Raw genomic sequence first — 18,452 nt, forward strand, 5'->3', positions numbered from 1 at the left:
TCCCCGCGCGTCTGTCAGGACACCAAGCGCGCGCGGCGGGCGAATCTTGCCTGGGTGTCCGACAAGGTAGCGTTGCGACGGAGCAGGTAAGCCATCACGATCGTTGGTGCGCCGGCCAGCGGCCGCACGGCGATGCCTCGGCGTAGGTAGCTCGCCAGTCTCGCGGCAGGTGCAATGGAAATCCCGTACCCGGCGGCAACCAGCGTCATCGCCACATCGAATGTCTCCACCGTTTGCTCTCGCTCCTGCAGCGCGTTCTCGAACACGCGCTGTACGGTCATGCGCCATGGTTCATCGGCCGTGGACTGCGCGCAGATCAAGGGCTGCTTGAGCACTTCCTGGCACGGCACTTCACGGTAGGCCAGCAGGTGAGAGCGCTTGGCCACGGCGACCGCCAGCGTGCCATGCCACAGCGGCTCGCATAGCCAGCCAGGCCACTGCCGGGCAACCGCAGACAAAGCGAAGTCGAAGCCGTCGCCCGGCAGCTCCGCGCCTCGACCGGGATCTGTCCACCCGGCCAGGACGGCATGGGTCTCCGGCTCTTCGGCACGCTGCAGGGCGAGCACGTCGGCGAGCTGGGGAGGCACCCATTCGCCGAGGACGGCCATGCGAATTTCGGCGGTGATGTCACTCGATTCCACGTCCAGCTCCCCCAGGCGGTGAACTCGTGGCAACTGATCTCGAAGCCGTTGGATGAGTTAAGTTTAACGTGGTTTAAATCGTGACCGTGTTCGACGCTCTTGGCAATGCCAAAGCGTTCGATCCAAAGGGGCCGCCCCACCGGCACCACTACCTACGAAGCGGAACCAGCCATCGCGTTTGGGGCTGCCGTGCGGGAAGAAAGAACCAACCAGGGCATCGCTCAGGAAACGCTGGCCCACATGGCCGGCATCGAACGGTCGCACATGGGCAAGATCGAGCGCGGCGAGCATGTCCCCACGCTCCCTCTCATCCTCAAGATTGCCCGTGCGCTGAAATGCAGTTCCGCCCACTTGATGACTCTGACCGAAGCCAAGCTGGCGGAGTCGGCCCCATCCGCAGATTGAAGCCGGCCCGCACAGCGGTCGCATGCCTACGCCTGATCGTCGTCCTTGCCCCCAAGGGCTGAATCTTCGCGCTTTGCGGCCTCGTTGAGGAGCCGCAGGTATGGGTTGTCTGGCGGCGTCTCCTGGAACAGCGTATCCGGGCTGACGAGCAGGTAGCCGTGCAGCCGGCGCGACTTGCGCGGCCCCGTGACTTCGCAGGTCCAGATGTTCAGCCCGCTCGGCTGCTTGCGGTGCTGTCCCAACTTCTCGAAGCGCTTCTGCACCCACTGCCACCCCTCCAGCTTCTCCTGCTTGGCCAGCGCGGCGACTTGAAGGTACTCCTGCGCGTAGCGCTGGAACACGCCGGGGCTGACGAGGTAGGTCGTACCGGCGACGGTATGCACCAGGGCCTTGGCGTCGTTGATGATGAGCTTGCGCGTCTGGATGCTCTGACGCAGCCAGGCCATGAAGTGCGCCCCGGAGGGCTCCGCGCGATCCTGGGAAGACGCGAGGCTCATCTGCGGCGGGAGCATGGTCGAAGGGGCCGGCTCGGGCTCGGCAACAGGGGAACTCGGGATCTCCGGTGTCGCGGGTGGAGCGGTGTCGCCCAGCAGGTCGAGTAGCGCGGCCACGCCGGTATCCGTGGCTGTGGATGCGATCGGCGCCGTGCTCGCGGATGCAGCTTCGATGCCTTCGGCGCGCGGCCCATCGGCCACCGTTGTCGCCTGCGGCGTCGGCTCCGCCTGTTCCTCTTCGACCTGCACACGGCCTGCGAACGGCGCCGGCCGGTCGGCGGCATCCCAGATCATCGCCGGCGAGAGTTTCAGGAAGGTGAAGGCGTGCGACCAGCCGGCGTCGCTGGTGACGGTAGCCTTCCAGATCGCCTTGCCATCCGGCGTCGGTTGCACGATGCCGTGATCCTGCAGCACGTTGAACACCGCCGTGTTGCTCGCCGGGATGCCGTCGATGCCCTGCGACAGCAGATGGGCGCGCAGCTTGTCGGAGACGGTCTTGCTCACCAGCCACAAGGCGTCTTGTGTCAGCCAGCCGTCCGCCGGGCCGGCCTGGTTCAACTTGAACGCTCCCTTGAGCAGGTAGCGCAAGCCGTCGAGCAATTTGCGTTGCAGCGCATGCTTGGGCGCCGCCAGCGCCTTGCTGGGATCGCCGCCGAGTTCCTGGGCGACCGATGCCTGGTCGGCCTGCACGACCAGCTCGCCGAGCGTGCCGGCATGCTCGTACTGGCCGGCCAGCACGTACAGCAGCGCGGCCCAGAGGTCGGGATAGCCGCTGAGCCAGTCGAAGATGTCCCGATCGAGAAGGCGCGCGTAGAGCAGCCCGGTGGCGGCGCTGTGCAGGCGGTACTCGCGCTCCTTTCGGTAACGGAAGCGGTAGGGCTTTCGCAGCGGGCCGTGCCAGGGATGCCAGACGCTGCCGTCGGCATGTTCGACGTGCAGATCGACCGCAATCTTGCCGATGTCGTGCAGCAGGGCCGCGTAGGCCGTGCCTGCGGTCCAGGCTTCGGCCTGGGCCGCCTGTGCCTCCGGCGTGACGCCCGCAGGCAGCAGGTATGACTGCCGCAGCTTCAGCGCATAGGCGACGATCTCCAGGCCGTGGTCCAGCATGCCGCCCGGATAGGCGTGGTGGTGGTTCTCGGAGGCCGGGAACTGCTGGACCAGCTCGGCGTAGCGCTCCAGTGGGGCGAGGTAGAGCGTGGCGAACTGCCGGCGCGAGAGCGAGGTGCGCTGCCAGATGTGTTCCAGCAGTTTCTGCCGGCGCGGCGTGGCCAGCAGCGATGCGGCCGACTCCGGCCGCGTCAACCCTTTCGGAGTTTCGATGGCGGAGGTGGGCGGTGTGCCGGCGGTGGGTGGCACCCGTTTGCGCTGGAACAGCGAGAGCATGGCGAACCCCGGATGACGGGCTGCTCGGGGCGCCTTTTGGCCTTTTCAGGATAGGGCCTTTCCCCTTGGCGCCCTTCCTTTGCCCCTTCCCAGCCCTTTGGCCTTTGTCGGAAGCCTTTGGGTATAGGGCCGCTGCTTCGCGGCTGCCACGATGAATGCGGCATGGGGCAACCCCGGCAAGTGGGGCGCTGCGGGACGTTCGTCAGCTCTGGCCCAAGCCGGTGTCGAGGGCGGCGGATTGCGCTGCGAAGTCGTCGGGACGGCGCTTGCGGAAGGTTTCGAGATTGGCGAGCTTCCAGCGCAGTGCCGGCAGTTGCGCGGCGTGCCGGCACTGCACCAGCGACCAGTCCGGTTCTGCGCGCGCCAGCCCGCTCAGAAACTGCCTGTGCGCGGTGCTCAGTCGCTGTGGCAGCTCGCGCCGCATCCTGGCGCGAGCGTCGAGCAGTGTCTCCAGGGAGCAGTCCACTTCGGTCATGCCGACAAAGGCCCTCTCGTACTCGCCGGCGATGTCCTTGTCGTTGCCGAACAGCACTTCGTGGGGCGGCCGGTTGTGGCCCGCCAGATAGATCACGAAGCACTCGACCATGCCGTCGCTGATGTCGCCCGATTCGTAGAGCTGCCACACGTCGAATAGGTCGCGGGGGTGCTGCCGATCCAGCGCAGCCACCAGCTTGCTGGCGTACAGCTCGTCCGGTGCCAGAACCGGCAGCTCGAACTCGACGCCGAACAGATCGCTGGTCTTGGCACTCAGCGGCCGCCGCTCCACGGGCAGCACGCTGCCTCGGAACACGACGTTGACCTCGATCTTCACCTGGTTGGCGTCGTTCTCGACGATCAGCTTGGTGTCCCCCAGATCCTTGGCGCGAACCAGGCGTGTCTGCACGCCCAGTGGTGCAACGCGCGTGGCGATGGCGGCCAGCTCCTGGTTGATGGCTTGCAGCGCTTCGTCGCGCGGCGTCTGCCACGGGAGGTACACCACGTCGATGTCCACCGACAGGCGCGGCATGTCCCGCACGAAGAGGTTGATGGCCGTGCCGCCCTTCATGGCGAAGATGTCGTTGGCGAACACGTCGGGCGCGACGGCCAGCAGCAGGCGAACGGTGTCCGCGTAGGTCTTATCCATGAGGTCTCAGGCTCAGCAAGGTGCCGTCATCGAGCCGGCTCATCCAGCGCGTGTTGCTGCCGGTGCGAACCGGGTACTGCTCCAGCAGGGCATCGACATCCACGAGGCTGGTCTCGCGCGCCCAGGTGAGGAACAGGCGCACGGCCTTCACGCTGGTGCAGCAGGACAGCAGTTGTCCGAGCAAGTCCTTGCGGGGGGAACGCAGTCCATCAAAGAGGTTGCGGGCCTCTTCGAGGCTCTGCTTGACGCCGGCTTCGTACAGCAGTTCCAGAACGGCACGCTCGGAGGCAGCCACCCGCAGATCCTCGGGCAGGCCAGGCGGCGTGGTCAGGGTCTTGCTGGCCAGCGCCGTGTCCGGCCAGTCGAACAGGCGGGCGTGGACGTAGCGGGCCGGAAAGCGCGAGGTGAACCAGGCTGGCAACGCGAAACGACCGTCGCCCCACAGCACCAGCGTCTCCCGGCTGCCCAGGTTGTGCCGCACGCCCTGCAGGGCCAGGGCGCTCTTGCCGCCGACGTGCAGGCCGGGCACGCGCTGTTGCAGGAACTTCAGCGCACCGTAGACCCCGAACTCATCGTTCGGGAAGGCATAGACGCCATGGGCCAGGCGCACGAGCCACCCGCCGTCGGCATAGTGGGCGGCGAGCTGGGGCGACACCCCGAACTGGCTCAGGGTGGCAAGGTCGAACGGCGCCCCGCGGGGGAGTCCCGCCTGCAGCCGCTTGATTACCTGGTGCCTAGAATTTCCATCCATGCTGTAAAAATAGCACGGAATCAAATCAGCCTCTAGAGCTATCGCAAGAACGTGCAGGGAAAGTAGCATAACGTTTGATTTATAGTGCAGAATCTAATCGACCTGCGACCGCTCTGCCAGCCGCAACCCGGCCTCCTGATCGCGGTCTATGCTGGAGGGCAAGCCCCAACCGGCCGCTCTTGAGGTGAGGCACCACTGAAACCGAGGCACATGAGCATGACCACCAACACGCACAACGGGCGCTGGAGCCACCGGCTGGGCCGGGGGGCTGGCCGTGCCTGGCGTGGATACCTGCGCCGCGAGCAGCGTGTCGCCGGTTGGCTGGTGACGCGCGGGGTGCCCGCGAGCGCGGCGACGGCGGTGCTCTGGATCGTGAAGCTGGCCGTGCTTGGTGTGCTGCTCTACTCCGCGTTCTGGCTGGCGCTGCTGCTGGCCTTTGCAGGGATCGCTGCCTGGATGGTACGCAACGTCGATGCCGACGAAAGCAGTGATGATGACGAGCCTCAATGGCGAAACGGCCTGGACGGATACGGTCTCTACCGGGGCGAGGTACGCATTGACGGCGGCAGCGCGGACGACGAGTAGCTCGCCACTCTCGGCGCTACTTCGCCTTCGCTGCTTTGATTGCAAGGTCAGCGCCTTTGCCTCCCGCAGATTTGGCGCCATCGGTGGCTGCTGAGAGCATCTGCGAAATGTTGCCTACGCGGACACCAACCCACGCGAGCGCAGCTACCCAGAAACCCGGTAGCACGATGAACATCATCGCCATGACGAAGTTAAGGAGCATGTCGCCAAAGGCGTTGTTCAAACCGATCAACGGATCGAAGTTCGTGTGCGGCCTGTCCGCGCCAAACCCCCAGCCGTAGAGCGCGTCCAGGATCGTGCTGTCGATCCAGCGCGCGAGCTGGAACCAGAAGTCCACGAAGAACAGCGCGAACTGGACGCAGCTCACCGTCACCACCGTCTTCAGGTCGTAGGTGCCGATCAGCAGCACCAGCGGGATGCAGATGACGAGCGCCATCTTGAGCATCGTCAGCACCATCGGCAGCGCCTGGCGCACCACGTCCATCGCGGGAAAGAAGGCCAGCGAGCCGACGGTCAACCCCAGGTCGCTTGCGCCGCGCGTGACAACGTTCGGCAGCGTCTTGTCGATCTGGCCACCGTAGTCGGTGTAGACGGCGCCCTGGTTCATCTTCTGCTGTCGCGGTGAGACCACGGCGCGGATCACCGAGTCATTGACCTCGCTCTGCGACAGGAAGCCCGCCCAGCGCCCGATGCGGGTCAGTAGGTCCGGGTCGACCTGTGCCAGCAGCCGGCTGCGCAGTCCCTGGCCGCCATCGGCCCACCACTGCCGGCAGGACGGATAGCCGCCGCCGCTGTCCACCTGTGCCAACCCTGCATCGCGGGTCGCGTCGTAGGGCCAGGCCGTGCGTGGGGTCTTGGCGCGATAGGTGTCATAGAAGCCGGGCGTGTCGAGGAAGTAACTCGACCCGATCCAGGTGACGTCGTTCATTTGCTCGTCGGAGAGCGTCGGCCGGTTCATGAACAGCTTGGCGCGCGACGGCCCGTAGCAGTCGTGCGTGAAGTCGGCGACCTCCTGTGCCAGCACCGGATCGTCGATGCGCGTGGCATCCACATCCATGCGAATCTGACGCAGGTCCGTGCCGCAGGGAATCGCCGCCACCGCGGAGCCCGTCACGGCTTTCGACAGCGCGTGCATGAAGAACCACCACACCGGCACCAGCGCGCTCTGGTCGTTGAGCGCCGTGTAGACGTTGGACCAGCCCGTGTCGTTGGGCAGCGGGACACTGACCTGGCATTGCGCGGAGCGCGTGGTGTCGAACCTGATCGTGGCGAGATCCACCGGGATGAACGGGATGCCGGCGAACATGATGACCACGATCGCCACCCACACCCGGTTCTCGATGCGCATCGACGACAGCACGCCCTTGTTGCCCTCGTCCGCACCTTCGCTGCGGGCCTTGAGCCATTCCTGGATCACGATGGCCACGAACGGCAGCGCGAACACGCCGCTGGCCACGAGGATGCTCCAGATGCCGTTGTTGACCACCCAAGCCACCAGGGTCAGGTAATACTCCAAGTAGTCCGTGGTGTAGAGCGTCATGCCTGCCTCCCGGTCTCAGCCGTGCCGCAGCAGCTGGCTGGCTTCCAGCGCGACCACGGCGATGACGGCCGCGATCTCCGTGCGCAGCAGGCGCTGATGCGTCTCGCGGGACGGCTCCCGCCGCAACAGGCGCCGACGCATCCACCACCAGCCGTAAGCCGTCGCTCCGTAGAGGCACAGACGCCACACGAAGAAGTGGCCGGCGTGCGCCTGCAGCCAGTGCTGCCAGCCCTCGACGCCGCCGACCACGTGGATGCCGGCGATGTTCACCGCCACCGCGGCGGCGACCACCAGCAAGGTCCACAGCAGCGCCACGCCGACGCGGCGGTTGAACAGCCATGGCAGCCGCAGCCAGGCGAGCCGGCTCATGGCGTACCGCTCCGCGGCTTCTGGACTTCCCGCAGACGGTCGCGCGTGGTGTCGCCCTCGAAGACGCCGCGCGAGCCGGCAGCGCGGGTACTGTGGCGCTGGATGATCGCCATCGCCGAGTTGCCGGCCAGCGTGCGGCGCAGCTCCAGCTCGGTCTTGAGGTTGTTGATCTCCTGCTCCAGCGCGCTGTTCTCCTGGTCCACCGCCTGCACGGCGAGCTCGTTGGCGGCGACGTTCGGCTCCTTCTTGCCGGTCAGCAACGTGCGTTGCAGCAGCAGGGCCTTCTCCAGCACGCTGGACAGCGCAGCCTCGGACGCGAGGCGCCGGCCCAGCACGTCCTGGTCGGGCTCGTCACGCAGGGCCTCGATCACGCCGCGGGTGATCGGCAGCGAGCTGCTGCCGGCCGCGTCGAGATTGGCCAGTGTCGTCGGCCGGGCGCCCGTCACCAGTTCCTGCAACACCTGCAGCTTGGTCTCGTACTCTTCCTGGATCACTGGCGTGAGCCCGACGCCAGGCGTGGTCTGGGTCTTCGTGCAGTTTTCGCAGGTGCGTTGCTCGCGTTCGCCCAGCACGCGGTTCGCAAAGGCCGCGGCCGCGCCAGGCGACGACCAGGTCTGGCAGGTCAGGCGGTTGCCGCAGGCGCTGCGCGCGATCGACGAGGTATCGGTGGCGCTGCGCCCGTTGAGCAGGTTGTAGCCCGCTCGCGTCACGTCGCCGACCACCTTGATCGAACTCTGGCCGGAGCCGCCCGCGTTGCCGCCGCCGACCCAGGGCACGCCGTTGTTCCCCTTGTTGGACTCGGCCTGCTCGATGGCGGAGACGGCATCGGTGCTGCTGACCGCATCCCGCAGCGCCATCCCTTCGGCGAGTTGGTCCCAGCCGGCCTGGCCGCCGGCCATGTCCGCCATGCGATTGGCGATGGCCCGGCAGGTCATCTTCGAGCGGTCGAAATCCAGGCGCGCCTGGAGGATGCCGTTGGTGAGCAGGTTGTACAGGCCCGGGTCGGCGCGCTGGATGATGAGCGCCGGGAGTGACGCCACCGCGGCAGTGGCGTTCTGGATCACGTTGCTCATGATCGTCTGGAAGCCGTTGGTGATGCCGTTGAGCTGGTTCTGCAGCGTCGTGGTGATGCTCATGTCGCCGCAGATCAGGTTGCTGTTCCAGCCGACGCCGACGCCGATGCTCTGCATGTTGCCGGCACCACCCATCGACACGGCCCGGCCGCCGCCGATGCTGTAGAGCACGTCGTCGCCGATCACGCTGCCGCTGACGTTCACGCCATTGGGGTCGATGCGGGTCTGCGCCCAGGCGACGCCGACGACCAGCGTGATGGCCGCCACGAGCAGCGTGGCCCGCAGGGGCGACTTCGCGCGGTGCAGGAAGTCAGGGAGGGAGGCGTTCATCGTGGGTTCCTCACATGAAATCGACGCTGCCGAGGAAGACCTGGCCACGGCGCCGGCAGCAGGAGTACGGCCGCCACAAGGCCCAGGCGTAGTCGCCCTGCTGGGCCTGCACGCGGGTGCGGCTGTGCGGGAAGACCACGCAACTGTTCGAGAGCGTGGGCGTCAGCTCCTGCCACTTGCCCGTCGAGGCGTCGGTCTCCATCAGCGCGCCGGCCGGCCAGTAGCCGTCGCGGGCGTTGGCCAGCAGGGGCTGATACACGTGAATCTGGTTGCGGCGCGTCACGATGTCGCCCGCGCGCTGCGCGACCACGGCGCCGCTCTTGTGGTCGTCGGTCTGGTGCAGGAAGCCACCGCGGGGATACACGTTGCCCCAGAGGTTCAGGCCGGTGCGCGTACCGATTTCGCGCCGGCCGGGGATGAGCGCTTCGGGGTAGAACGCTTCCGGGATGTTGTAGCGCCAGGCGATCGTGTCGAGCGTGCTCAGCAGATACGGCATGAAGGCCGTGCCAGCGCCTTCGCAGGTGTAGCCGGAGGCGCTGGCGAACTGGCTGAACACCAGCCCGGCCGGATGGCCGATGACATCGGCGTTCTTGAACTTGGCGAGGTTGTTCTCGTTGTCGTGATTGGTCGTGCCGTCACCGCCAGCCTTGGCGGTCGGGTTGGGCATGCTCATCGCCCTGACTTCCTGCCACGGGTTTTCTCCGGTGTTCGAGTAGCTCGACACCACCGCATCGGGGACGTAGTGGCGCACCTTGACGGAGGTGCGAACCGAGCAGCCGAAGGGCGTGCAGTACAGCCAGTAGCAGATTCCGACCACGCGGTATTCGAGGCAGTCGGGGGACAGCGCCGACGAGACGATGGTGGCGGTGTCCAGGGCGAACGTCGACGTGGCCGCGCTCAGCAGCAGCGAGGCGGCGGTGGCGCGCAGGCGCCGGCGTGCCAGCAGGAGGCTCATGGCTGCGTGCTCCGGTAGGCGTTGATGCGCGCGACGGCGCGGGCCACGTCGGGCTCGCCGTAGACCACGTAGCGTCGATCGACCACCACGGCGGGAATCTTGGCGATGCCCAGTCCCCAGGCATCCGCGACACCTTGATAGGCGTGGCCGATGCGGCGCTGCAGCGCCTCGCCGCCGTCATGCAACCGCTGCCGCACCACGGCTGCGGCCTGTTGCGGGTCGGCCGGCAGGCGCGCGGCGAGTTCGACCTCGATGCGCGTGGCCTGGTCCAGCTCGATGATCCGCACGCCGGCCGGGGCCAGCACCGGATGACGGCTGTCGGTGACGACGAGCACATCGGCGGCCGCTGCGATGGGACCGAGCAGCGCGGCGCACAGTCCAGCGGCCAGCCGGGCGGCCAGGGGGCGCCGCGAGGCGGCAGGAAGGTTGAGGGAATGAGCCGGCATGTCGCGCCTCCGCGGAGTCGATGCAGACTCGTAGTCGAGCGCAACGCAGATCAGGGGACGACAAAGAAACCGAAACCGGTCAGTCCCGATTCTCTGCGGGCCGGCGAAAGGAAACGGGAGCAAAGGGCTCCCGTGGTGATGACATGAATGCGCGTCGGCTGGTGCTGCTACAACAAGCCGGCTTCGGCGAACGAGTACGGGCTGCCCTTGCCGACGATGAAGTGGTCCAGCACCCGGACATCGACGGTGGCCAGGGCGCTCTTCAGCCGCTCGGTGATCGCACGATCAGCGGCCGAGGGCTCGGTGTTCCCCGAGGGGTGCTGATGCGCCAGGATCAGCGCCGAAGCGTTGAGCGCCAGCGCACGCTGGACCACCACCCTCGGATACACCGAAGTCTGGTCGACCGTGCCCTTGAACAGCGGCTCGAAGGCGAGCACCTGGTGCTGGTTGTCGAGAAACACGACGGCGAAGATTTCGTTCGGCTCCGCGACCAGTTTCAGGCGCAGGTAGTCGCGCACGGCGGCGGGACTGCCCAGCGCCGGACCGGCCTTGAACACGCGGTTCTCCAGCAGGGTGATGGCCTGCCGGATGATCCAGTCTTCGTGCTGGGCGGCGATCAGGGTGAGCGACTCCGGGCGGGAGTCGGCGATGACGAGAGACATGGCGAACCTCCAATGGATGAGATCGGAGGGCGCCTGCCCCTGGAGGGCAAACCCTCCTGGGGACGATGGGGATGGAACAGGTGACGAGCGGGCATCCACCACCGCGGATGCGGTGGCTGTTCGCGTCAAGGGATGCGATGCGAACGGGTTTCGATCAACGCGGACGAGCCGCGCCGCAGCCTTGAAGATCGATGGCTACCTGGGCATGTCACCGGCAACGCCGGCGGGCATGTCTGGGGAATGGGCAGGTTCGGCTGCGGTCGTGTTGCCGGCGGCGAGCAGGTCGATGGCCGACAGCAAGGCATCGCCTTCGACGGGACCGTGCAGCAGGAGGGTCTTGCCGGACTCGCGGTCGCGCAGTTGCAGGGCCGGCGTGGCCGCGATGCCCTGCTGTGCGGCTTCCACCGCCTGGGCACGGATGACCGCATCGGGGCGCTCGCTGTCGAGACAAGCCTGCATGGCTGGCGTGAGGTCGGGATAGCGCAGGCCCTCCGGCAGGCCCTGGCCGTCGCCGCGGGTGTACGCGTAGAGCCACGCCACGGCCTGCCAGAACGTGGCATGTCCGCCCGTCTCTCCCGCGCACTCGGCCAGGCGTGCCTCGGCAGTCGCGGCCGGCTCGTGCATGGACAGCGGCAGGTGGTGCCACTGCCAGTTCACCTCGGGATGGGCGTCGATCCAGCGCTTGAGCGCGGGGAAGTAGGCCCGGCAGTACGGACACTCCAGGTCGGCGTACCCGACCACCGTGAAGCGCGCATCGGCACGGCCATACAGCCAGGGCGGGCCGGCCGGTTTCGGCGCTTCGGACCCGGCGGCGGCCAGGGGCATCGACTCGGTTGCCGGATGCGGCGCGCGCAGCAGCATCCACGAGGCCATCGCAATCGTCGCCACGATCAGTAGACCGATCCAGGGATGACGGCGGGCGAATGAAGGCAGGCGCATCGTGTCGCTCCCGTCAGGCCAGCGTGTCCAGCGCCAGGGGTTCGATGCCCCTCGCACGGTCGATCTTCTCGGCCACGCGGAAGGCGGCATCCAGCTCGCTGATGCCGTGCTGCTGCATCAACTGGAAGCGTTCGGCCTTCTCCTCGGGCTCGGTCATCGCCATCGCCAGGTAGAGGCTGGGCGGCACGGCGCGGAACAGCACTTCCATCGACTTGGACAGAATGACGCCCTCGCTGAACTTGCCGGCCTCCTTGCGGGCCGAGAGCATCAGCGCCTTCTGCGAAGCGTTGAGTTCGCGGAAGCGCGCGATCTTCTCGACTTCATCGGGTGGCATCGACAGGCAGATCCACCACTCGATCATGTTGAGCATGGGCTCGGCCGCTTTCGGCAAGTCGTCCAGGTTCTGCGTGGCGAGCCAGAACCAGGCGCCGAGCTTGCGCCACATCTTGGTGATCTTGACCACGTAGGGCGCGAGCAGCGGGTTCTTCGTGATGATGTGGCCTTCGTCCGTCACGTTGATGATCGGGCGGCCCAGGAACTGGTCGCGCTCGGCGATGTTGTTGACGGTGTTGATGAGCGAGATGTAGGCAATCGAGAGTTGGGCGTTGTAGCCCTCGCGCGCGAAGGTGGCGAGATCCACGATGGTGATGTCCGCCTCGGGCCACGGCGTGCCGGACCGGTCGAACATCTCGCCGTCCACGCCCTGGCAGAACATATCCATGGCGTCGGCCATCTCCAGCAGCCGTGCGCGCCGCATCTCCGGCAGCGTGGCGTCGCGGGCGCGCTCGCGCAGCGCGTCGCGCACATCGCGCGTGAGCACCGTGCGTCTATCCGCCACGCAATGCTGGGCCGCATCAAGAATGCACTGGCGGATCAGGCTGCGGTCGGCGCGCGTCATGCGCGCTTCTTCCTTGTCCTCGCCGCCGGTGATCATCAGTCGTGCAGTGATCTCCAGCTCGCCGAGCACATCGCGCTGCTCATCGCCTTCCACGGCCATGCCGGCATCGGTCTGGTCTTCGTCGAGCGCATCGGCGTCCAGCGTCTGTACCTGGCTCGGCGTATCGACCAGGCGCCAGGCGTCGGCGAACGGCGCCAGACTGACGCCCGCGCCCGGCGCGAGCTTCACCCGATGCACGGTGAGGCCCAGCCGTGCCGCGAAGTCGCCGAACAGCCCGAAGCTGTTGCCCGCCTCGACGATGAACAGACGCGGCCGGTAGATCGCCGTCACCTGATTCAGGATGTTGTTGAGCGTCGCGCTCTTGCCCGAACCCGTGGGGCCGAACAGGAACAGATGCGCGTTCATCTGCCGGTCGAGGCGGTTCAACGGATCGAAGGTGATCGGACCGCCGCCGCGGTTGAAGAACGTGATGCCCGGATGCCCCGTGCCCTGGCTGCGGCCCCAGACCGGCGCCAGGTTCGCCGCATGTTGCGCGAACATGAGCTGGGTGTACCACTGGCGCTTGTCGGCAGCCGGATCGAACACGCACGGCAGCCAGCGCAGATAGCTGTTCAGCGGCGCCACCTCGTCCTCTTCGCGTACCGGTTGCAGACCGGCGTTGAGCATCACGTTGACGAGCTGCAGGCCGCGCGCATCGAGCTGGACCTGGTCGCGGCCGCGCAGATAGAACGCCAGCGCGCCGCGGTAGAGCTTGTGCGCGCTGCCGATCAGGCCGCGCGCCTGCTGCACGTCCTGGCGGGTCTGCTCCGAGGCCAGGGTTTCGCCGACGGCCTTCCTGGCGAGGTGGTTGAGGTGCGCCTCCAGCACGTCCTGGGGCGTGGCGACCAGCGTCAGGCACATCACCGTATCCTCGGGCATCTGGTCGAACAGCGCGTTCATGGCATCGCCGCCTTTGCGCGTCTCGCCCGTCAGATGGCCCGTCACGGGTGGCGTGCGCAGGCGATCCATCACGATCACCCGATGCGGCATGCCGTCGAAGAACCACAGGCCGTTGGGCACGTCCGAACGGGGCGGGCCGAAGAACAGGCGCTGCGCGAAGTCGGTGCCGCTGGCGAGTTCGATCTCACCTTCCTCCCGTTCTTCCGGGTAGCGGGTCAGCGCGTAGAAGCGTTCCCGATCTTCGGCAGTGGCGCCGAGCAGGGTCGGATTCGGGTTGAACCAGCGCAGCAGCCAGGCGTGGATGTCCGCCGCGCCGAGACGTCGGGCTCTCACACCGGCATTGGCCAGCCCGCCGACGAGGCGGTCGCAGATCGTGGTCAGCGCCTGCTCGGGCGCCTGGCCGCGCCGTGGGGTCGGCGCCGCGGACGTGCGGCGGTAGACCACCATGCGCACGCGCCGGACTTGGCCGCGCCACGGCAGGCGCGTCACCGTGGTGTCCTCGAACAGGCCACCCGGCTTGGCGATGGCCCGCAGGTGATGGGCGAAGAAGCGCAGGTAGAAGTCGCTGAACGCGCTGCCCTGCGCACGCGGCTGCAGATAGTTCGCCAGGGAGCGCAGGTAGTTGTCCCAGTCGGCCTCGTCCTGGGCGTAGAGCTGCACCACCCAGGGGTTGTCGTCCAACTCGTCGAAGGAGTCCTGCAGGGCGTTCTCCAGCGCATCGCGCGCCTGCCATAGCCAGGCCATCTCGCGGCCCTCGGTGCCGACCGGCGCCAGCTCGAAGAAGGCCGCCACCGACTGGCCGTCTTCCAGCAACATGCACTTGGTGTCGGGCAGGTACTCGACCCAGGGCAGCAAGTCAGCGAACGACGGCGCGACGCCATAGAGCGCATCGTGGTCGGCCTGAGTGGCCGGCCTGCGCCGGCCCCGGCGGAGCGCGCTGCCCGGCTCGGCGACACCCTGTGCCGCCAGGGCCGTCACGTGCCGTGCCCAGGCATCATCGGCCGCATCCACGGCGGCAGCAGGCGATGCGCCGGGCTTGCGTGACCACGGCAGCGACCAGGCCATCAGTAGTCCTCCACGCGCTCGCCCGGCATCGCGTACTGCACGCGCTGGTAGAGCGGGAACACCGTGCTGTAGCCGGGCACCGGCACCGGGTCGGTGCCCGCCAGGTGCGGGAACACGTACATCACCAGGTCGGGGTTCGGCAGACGGTGGAACTGCCGGTAAATCTCGTTCTGCGCGGTACGGGTGTAGCGCGCCTGCACGCCGGGCGCCGCCTGCACATCGGCCTCGGCCAGCGGCCGGCGCAGGCCCTGGCGCGCATCGAGCAGTTGCCGCGCGGCCTGGCCGCCGCCCGCGCCGCCGCCGGTCTCCTGATGCCAGATGTCGAGCATGGTGCTGTCGCCGTGCGGCAGCAGCTTCTCCTTGCTGGTGGCGCAGCCTCCGAGCAGGCTGGCCGCCAGCAGCACGGCGGCCGCGTCAATCCAGATCCGAGGCATGAGTTTCTCCAGTGCGGTGGTGGACCCGACGCCCCTTGGCGTCGTAGTCGATGTCGAGCGGCTGCTCCAGATGCACGGCCACCCTGGCGCCGGGCTGCACGTAGACCGCCGCGAAGGCCTGGCCGTAGAGCTTGTTGACCCAATCGGCCATGTCGCGCACGCCGCCCGCGAGGATGCGGCCCATCGCTTCGTTGCCGCTGATGCCGACGGTGCCCAGCGAGCCGTTGCTGTTGGCGACCACGGCAACGCTGCCGTTGTCGGACTTGATGAGCGAGGCCGCGCCGGCGCCAGCCGCGGTGATGAGCGCCTGGCTGCCCAGGTACTGCTGGGCGTTGCTGCGCCGCTCGCCGCTGACGCAGGGAATGCCGTAGGGGTCGCTGATCCAGCCCAGGCCGCCTTGGATGCTGGCGCCGTTGTGACCCGAGTTGCCGCCGCTGCTACCGCCCTTGCTGCTGTCCTCCGGCACCGTGCGGATGGTGCCGTCCTGGAACACGAACGTGACCGAGCGGATTTGCCCGCGCACGCACGAGAGCGTCCAGTCGCCCGAGGCCGTGCCGCTGACCACGGCGCCGGCCACATCGGGAATGTCGATGCCGTTGGCGGTGAGGTTGTCCGGGCCGATCAGCACCTTGAACGGGTACGGGTCGTTGACGGTTCCATCGATCGGCACGCGCCCGATCAGCGCCGTCATGGCAATCGAGCCCATGAGTGTCGAGTTCGACGGCACAGTGTAGACCGCCTTCGTGGATGCGCCCACCGCGCGGCTGCCGACGTCGGCGACGGATTCCACTGCGGCCGACAGGCTTTTCTGGGCTGGCCCGAAGCTCAGGGGAAAGCTCGGCTCCTTGCTGCCGTTCTTGGCGTCGACCTTGGCATCGTCGGGCTCGACCCACTGCGTGCCACCGACGCCGCGGTCGAAGCGCTGGCCGTCACCCTCTTCCAGCCCCAGCCCGACGGGCAGGTCGGACGCGCCACCCTTGCCGGAAAGGCCGTCCAGTTGCCGCTGCAGATCCTGCAGCAGCCCCTGGGTCTGCTGCCTGTCGCTGGCCACCTGATTGCGCTCCTGCTCCAGGCGGTTGCGTTCGCCTTCCAGCGCGCTCTGGATGCGCTGGTCGATCGCGCTTTCCCGCGCACGCAGGCGCTCGTTCTCGGCCTTGTGCTGCTTGTTGTCGCCGAGCGCGCTCTGTAGCTCGGTGCGCAACTGCTTCACCTGGGCCACCAGCGTGGCGACGGTATCGCGCGGCGTGTCGCCGGCGATGCCCAGGGCTTTCATCTCCTCGGGCGTGAGCGTCGCGCCCTTGGGGGCGGGCTGGCCGCTGGGGGCGCCAGAGAACAGTTTGATGCCGACGAACACCAGCAGCAGCGCCATCGGGATCAGCAGCCACTTGAGCAGCGGATTACTTTTCATCGCGCGCTCCTCCGGTCGAGCCGGCCGCGGCGGCCGGCGGCAGGTTCACGGTGGCGTCGATCGGGCTCAGCGCCGGCAGCAGCGACTCGGCCAGGCCGTGGCCGCGCGTGACCAGGTAGAGCACCGTGGTGTCGGACGGGTTGCCGGCCGGCCCCAGGTTCGGATGCTGGAAGGTCGCCGCCACAAAGTTCCCCTGCAGGGCGCGCGGGTCGAGGTCGAGCCAGCGCGCCGAGGTATTGGTGAGACGCACGGCCGTCACCCACTGGTCTTCCAGGCGCCACGCGCCCAGCGCCCGCGCATGCACCGGCAACGTCGGCAGCAAGGTGTCCAGCGCGAGGTCGCGGCGCAGGTTTACGCGCCCGATGCCGGCGACCGGCTCGACGGTGCGCAGCGGCGCGTACAGGTTCTGTGCGGCATGGCGCGTCAGCACGACCGGTACCGGCGTTTCGCGCCGGGGAACGGGTTTGTCTGCGGGCACATCGGCCTGTTCGTCCGCGCCGCTTGCTGCACCGCCGCCGTAGCGCTTCGCGGGGGCTTCCGCTTCCACGATGCGCACCGGCTCCAGCGCCGCCTGGCCGTCCTTCGCCGGCTCGGCGGCGATGTCGAGCAGGATCAGCGCGCCGGATTCCACGTCCTGCAGTTGCAGCCGCGTGGGCGGAATCGGCCCGCTCGCCCGCAGGTAGATCGCGCCGCCCGCACTCTGCACGCGCAGGTGGTCGCCGACGCTGGCCGGCACGCCGACGCGCACATTGCGGTCGATGAAGACCACGCGCTCCTGGCCGACCACCAGCGGCACCGACAGCGGCAGCCGCTCCCAGCGCAGGATTTCCACGGCGTGGCTGGCCGGCACGAAACCGAGGATCAGCAGGACGCCGGCCAGGGCCGACAAGGCAACGGACTTCATGGGGAGTCTCCCTGCAGATGGCCGGGGGCGTTGGCGGGCGCGCCGGCCTGGGCCGGCGTCGGCGGCGTTTCGATGCGCTGGGGTGCGCTGGCGTAGCAGTCCAGCGCCAGGCCGAAGGGGTTGCGCTCGGGGTCGATGTCCAGCCGGACGACCTTGATGGGGTAGCGCACCAGGGCGCGCTTGACCTGCTCGGAGCCATAGTATTCGTCCGCGCTCACGTCGAGCGTGACGATCCAATCGCGGTCGGAAACCACCTTGACGCGCGTGGCCGGATCATCGCCGTAGCCGCGGCCGGGAATCTCGTAGATGCCGCGCACGCGCTGACGCAGCTCGCCACTGGCGCGCCGGTACTCGTAGTCCTGCTGCAGGAAGGCCCGGCAGCTCGGCGTCAGGTAGGCCGACAGCGCGCGTAGGTTGCGCGGGTAGTCTTCTTCGCCGTTCGTGGGCCAGCGCTGCACCTGCTGCCAGATGTAGAACGAGAAGGCATACACGCTCTCGGGCGGCACGTCCCACCACTTGCGCGTGCTGCCCGTGCGCAGGTCCGGCGGCACATGGATGGTCAGACTCTTCGGCGCACTCCACCAACCGAAGCCGAGCAGCAGCGCCACCACGAACAACGCGCCGGCCCCCAGACGCAACGTCTTCACGTGTGCCTGCAGGTGCGCAACCTCGTTCTTGAAACGGCTCATGGCGAACCTCGATCGGCGTTGCGCCGGGTCGTCCAGTAGCCCGAGCGGGTGATGAGGCGCTGCCCGCCCAGGAGCGCTGCCAGCGCCGGGTGCCGCAGGGCCAGCCGCCACTGGAGCTGTCGGTAGAGCCAGGTGTCGGGCCGGCCGCGCTTCTGTGCGCGCAGAAAACCACCGCCGACGAAGACGCCCAGCGCGATACCGGCGACGATCAGCGTCGGCACCATGGCGATGCTGTGCGTGAGCCAGGCCAGCGGCAGGCCGAGCGCGAACCCGGCTACGGCCGACAGGCCGGCGCAGAACCACAACTCGTCGGCGGTCAGCCCGCGCACGACCACCGGCTGGCGGTTCAGCCGGTGCGGTAGGAAGGTCACCAGCGTGTCGCGCGGGGTCTCCGAAGGGACGGCCATCGCTTGCCGCCC

The 18,452-nt window shown here is 67.9% G+C and carries 19 protein-coding genes; 2 read left to right on the forward strand and 17 right to left on the reverse strand.

The window, feature by feature from the left end:
- Positions 1 to 14: 14 nt before the first annotated feature.
- Entirely contained in the window at positions 15 to 641 is a 627-nt protein-coding gene (locus AC1RKI_RS04975) for a substrate-binding domain-containing protein (protein ID WP_033959623.1), read from the reverse strand.
- 105 nt (positions 642 to 746) lie between these two features.
- Between AC1RKI_RS04975 and AC1RKI_RS04980 the strand changes: the two genes are divergently transcribed.
- Complete coding sequence (locus AC1RKI_RS04980) at positions 747 to 1,046, forward strand: helix-turn-helix domain-containing protein (RefSeq protein WP_003282197.1); 300 nt, start codon at positions 747 to 749, stop codon at positions 1,044 to 1,046.
- A gap of 26 nt (positions 1,047 to 1,072) precedes the next feature.
- On the opposite strand, the gene mobH is transcribed toward AC1RKI_RS04980, so the two are convergent.
- The 3 genes from mobH to AC1RKI_RS04995 all read right to left on the reverse strand — a co-directional run bounded on the left by mobH (position 1,073) and on the right by AC1RKI_RS04995 (position 4,797).
- Positions 1,073 to 2,923, reverse strand: coding sequence for a MobH family relaxase (gene mobH / locus AC1RKI_RS04985; protein WP_033959620.1), 1,851 nt, complete (start codon positions 2,921 to 2,923; stop codon positions 1,073 to 1,075).
- A 202-nt stretch (positions 2,924 to 3,125) separates the two neighbouring features.
- Positions 3,126 to 4,046, reverse strand: coding sequence for a nucleotidyl transferase AbiEii/AbiGii toxin family protein (locus AC1RKI_RS04990; RefSeq protein ID WP_016446144.1), 921 nt, complete (start codon positions 4,044 to 4,046; stop codon positions 3,126 to 3,128).
- On the reverse strand, positions 4,039 to 4,797 hold the full coding sequence (locus AC1RKI_RS04995) for a type IV toxin-antitoxin system AbiEi family antitoxin domain-containing protein (RefSeq protein WP_031754973.1): 759 nt from the start codon (positions 4,795 to 4,797) through the stop codon (positions 4,039 to 4,041). The genes AC1RKI_RS04990 and AC1RKI_RS04995 overlap by 8 nt, the downstream gene beginning before the upstream one ends.
- Before the next feature lie 216 nt (positions 4,798 to 5,013).
- Here AC1RKI_RS04995 and AC1RKI_RS05000 point away from each other — a divergent pair, with 216 nt between their 5' ends.
- Entirely contained in the window at positions 5,014 to 5,382 is a 369-nt protein-coding gene (locus tag AC1RKI_RS05000; RefSeq protein WP_011805400.1) for a DUF3742 family protein, read from the forward strand.
- Positions 5,383 to 5,398: 16 nt separating this feature from the next.
- Here the strand turns inward: AC1RKI_RS05000 and AC1RKI_RS05005 are convergent, their stop codons facing one another.
- The 13 genes from AC1RKI_RS05005 to AC1RKI_RS05065 form a co-directional block, all read right to left on the reverse strand.
- Complete coding sequence (locus AC1RKI_RS05005; RefSeq protein WP_011805401.1) at positions 5,399 to 6,922, reverse strand: conjugal transfer protein TraG N-terminal domain-containing protein; 1,524 nt, start codon at positions 6,920 to 6,922, stop codon at positions 5,399 to 5,401.
- Between the two features lie 15 nt (positions 6,923 to 6,937).
- Positions 6,938 to 7,291, reverse strand: a complete 354-nt coding sequence (locus tag AC1RKI_RS05010) for a hypothetical protein (protein WP_003292115.1) — start codon at positions 7,289 to 7,291, stop codon at positions 6,938 to 6,940.
- Positions 7,288 to 8,694, reverse strand: coding sequence for an integrating conjugative element protein (locus AC1RKI_RS05015; protein WP_013721901.1), 1,407 nt, complete (start codon positions 8,692 to 8,694; stop codon positions 7,288 to 7,290). Before AC1RKI_RS05015 ends, AC1RKI_RS05010 begins: the two co-directional genes overlap by 4 nt.
- A gap of 10 nt (positions 8,695 to 8,704) precedes the next feature.
- On the reverse strand, positions 8,705 to 9,649 hold the full coding sequence (locus AC1RKI_RS05020) for a TIGR03756 family integrating conjugative element protein (protein WP_033959618.1): 945 nt from the start codon (positions 9,647 to 9,649) through the stop codon (positions 8,705 to 8,707).
- Entirely contained in the window at positions 9,646 to 10,095 is a 450-nt protein-coding gene (locus AC1RKI_RS05025; protein WP_023121126.1) for a TIGR03757 family integrating conjugative element protein, read from the reverse strand. Before AC1RKI_RS05025 ends, AC1RKI_RS05020 begins: the two co-directional genes overlap by 4 nt.
- A gap of 167 nt (positions 10,096 to 10,262) precedes the next feature.
- A complete protein-coding gene (gene radC / locus AC1RKI_RS05030; protein WP_003292123.1) occupies positions 10,263 to 10,757 on the reverse strand; it encodes a RadC family protein in 495 nt (164 codons plus the stop codon).
- Positions 10,758 to 10,952: 195 nt separating this feature from the next.
- Entirely contained in the window at positions 10,953 to 11,696 is a 744-nt protein-coding gene (locus AC1RKI_RS05035; protein WP_023121127.1) for a DsbA family protein, read from the reverse strand.
- Positions 11,697 to 11,709: 13 nt separating this feature from the next.
- Positions 11,710 to 14,598, reverse strand: a complete 2,889-nt coding sequence (locus tag AC1RKI_RS05040; protein WP_033959614.1) for a conjugative transfer ATPase — start codon at positions 14,596 to 14,598, stop codon at positions 11,710 to 11,712.
- Entirely contained in the window at positions 14,598 to 15,032 is a 435-nt protein-coding gene (locus AC1RKI_RS05045; protein ID WP_033959611.1) for a TIGR03751 family conjugal transfer lipoprotein, read from the reverse strand. The genes AC1RKI_RS05040 and AC1RKI_RS05045 overlap by 1 nt, the downstream gene beginning before the upstream one ends.
- Positions 15,013 to 16,440 (reverse strand): TIGR03752 family integrating conjugative element protein, encoded by a 1,428-nt coding sequence (locus AC1RKI_RS05050; protein ID WP_033959609.1) that lies wholly within the window; start codon positions 16,438 to 16,440, stop codon positions 15,013 to 15,015. Before AC1RKI_RS05050 ends, AC1RKI_RS05045 begins: the two co-directional genes overlap by 20 nt.
- Positions 16,430 to 17,344 (reverse strand): TIGR03749 family integrating conjugative element protein, encoded by a 915-nt coding sequence (locus AC1RKI_RS05055; RefSeq protein ID WP_033959607.1) that lies wholly within the window; start codon positions 17,342 to 17,344, stop codon positions 16,430 to 16,432. Before AC1RKI_RS05055 ends, AC1RKI_RS05050 begins: the two co-directional genes overlap by 11 nt.
- Positions 17,341 to 18,033, reverse strand: coding sequence for a PFL_4703 family integrating conjugative element protein (locus AC1RKI_RS05060; protein ID WP_023121131.1), 693 nt, complete (start codon positions 18,031 to 18,033; stop codon positions 17,341 to 17,343). Before AC1RKI_RS05060 ends, AC1RKI_RS05055 begins: the two co-directional genes overlap by 4 nt.
- Positions 18,030 to 18,440, reverse strand: coding sequence for a TIGR03750 family conjugal transfer protein (locus tag AC1RKI_RS05065; RefSeq protein WP_023121132.1), 411 nt, complete (start codon positions 18,438 to 18,440; stop codon positions 18,030 to 18,032). Before AC1RKI_RS05065 ends, AC1RKI_RS05060 begins: the two co-directional genes overlap by 4 nt.
- Between the last annotated feature and the right edge of the window lie 12 nt (positions 18,441 to 18,452).

This window comes from Cupriavidus sp. GW822-FHT06G04 (assembly GCF_058799075.1).

What these genes read in the sequence shown, in the direction of transcription:
- AC1RKI_RS04980 (WP_003282197.1), top strand. Translation starts at nt 747, where the DNA reads ATGCCAAAGCGTTCGATCCAAAGGGGCCGCCCCACCGGCACCACTACC.
- mobH (WP_033959620.1), bottom strand. Translation starts at nt 2,923, where the DNA reads ATGCTCTCGCTGTTCCAGCGCAAACGGGTGCCACCCACCGCCGGCACA.
- AC1RKI_RS04990 (WP_016446144.1), bottom strand. Translation starts at nt 4,046, where the DNA reads ATGGATAAGACCTACGCGGACACCGTTCGCCTGCTGCTGGCCGTCGCG.
- AC1RKI_RS04995 (WP_031754973.1), bottom strand. Translation starts at nt 4,797, where the DNA reads ATGGATGGAAATTCTAGGCACCAGGTAATCAAGCGGCTGCAGGCGGGA.
- AC1RKI_RS05000 (WP_011805400.1), top strand. Translation starts at nt 5,014, where the DNA reads ATGACCACCAACACGCACAACGGGCGCTGGAGCCACCGGCTGGGCCGG.
- AC1RKI_RS05005 (WP_011805401.1), bottom strand. Translation starts at nt 6,922, where the DNA reads ATGACGCTCTACACCACGGACTACTTGGAGTATTACCTGACCCTGGTG.
- AC1RKI_RS05010 (WP_003292115.1), bottom strand. Translation starts at nt 7,291, where the DNA reads ATGAGCCGGCTCGCCTGGCTGCGGCTGCCATGGCTGTTCAACCGCCGC.
- AC1RKI_RS05015 (WP_013721901.1), bottom strand. Translation starts at nt 8,694, where the DNA reads ATGAACGCCTCCCTCCCTGACTTCCTGCACCGCGCGAAGTCGCCCCTG.
- AC1RKI_RS05020 (WP_033959618.1), bottom strand. Translation starts at nt 9,649, where the DNA reads ATGAGCCTCCTGCTGGCACGCCGGCGCCTGCGCGCCACCGCCGCCTCG.
- AC1RKI_RS05025 (WP_023121126.1), bottom strand. Translation starts at nt 10,095, where the DNA reads ATGCCGGCTCATTCCCTCAACCTTCCTGCCGCCTCGCGGCGCCCCCTG.
- radC (WP_003292123.1), bottom strand. Translation starts at nt 10,757, where the DNA reads ATGTCTCTCGTCATCGCCGACTCCCGCCCGGAGTCGCTCACCCTGATC.
- AC1RKI_RS05035 (WP_023121127.1), bottom strand. Translation starts at nt 11,696, where the DNA reads ATGCGCCTGCCTTCATTCGCCCGCCGTCATCCCTGGATCGGTCTACTG.
- AC1RKI_RS05040 (WP_033959614.1), bottom strand. Translation starts at nt 14,598, where the DNA reads ATGGCCTGGTCGCTGCCGTGGTCACGCAAGCCCGGCGCATCGCCTGCT.
- AC1RKI_RS05045 (WP_033959611.1), bottom strand. Translation starts at nt 15,032, where the DNA reads ATGCCTCGGATCTGGATTGACGCGGCCGCCGTGCTGCTGGCGGCCAGC.
- AC1RKI_RS05050 (WP_033959609.1), bottom strand. Translation starts at nt 16,440, where the DNA reads ATGAAAAGTAATCCGCTGCTCAAGTGGCTGCTGATCCCGATGGCGCTG.
- AC1RKI_RS05055 (WP_033959607.1), bottom strand. Translation starts at nt 17,344, where the DNA reads ATGAAGTCCGTTGCCTTGTCGGCCCTGGCCGGCGTCCTGCTGATCCTC.
- AC1RKI_RS05060 (WP_023121131.1), bottom strand. Translation starts at nt 18,033, where the DNA reads ATGAGCCGTTTCAAGAACGAGGTTGCGCACCTGCAGGCACACGTGAAG.
- AC1RKI_RS05065 (WP_023121132.1), bottom strand. Translation starts at nt 18,440, where the DNA reads ATGGCCGTCCCTTCGGAGACCCCGCGCGACACGCTGGTGACCTTCCTA.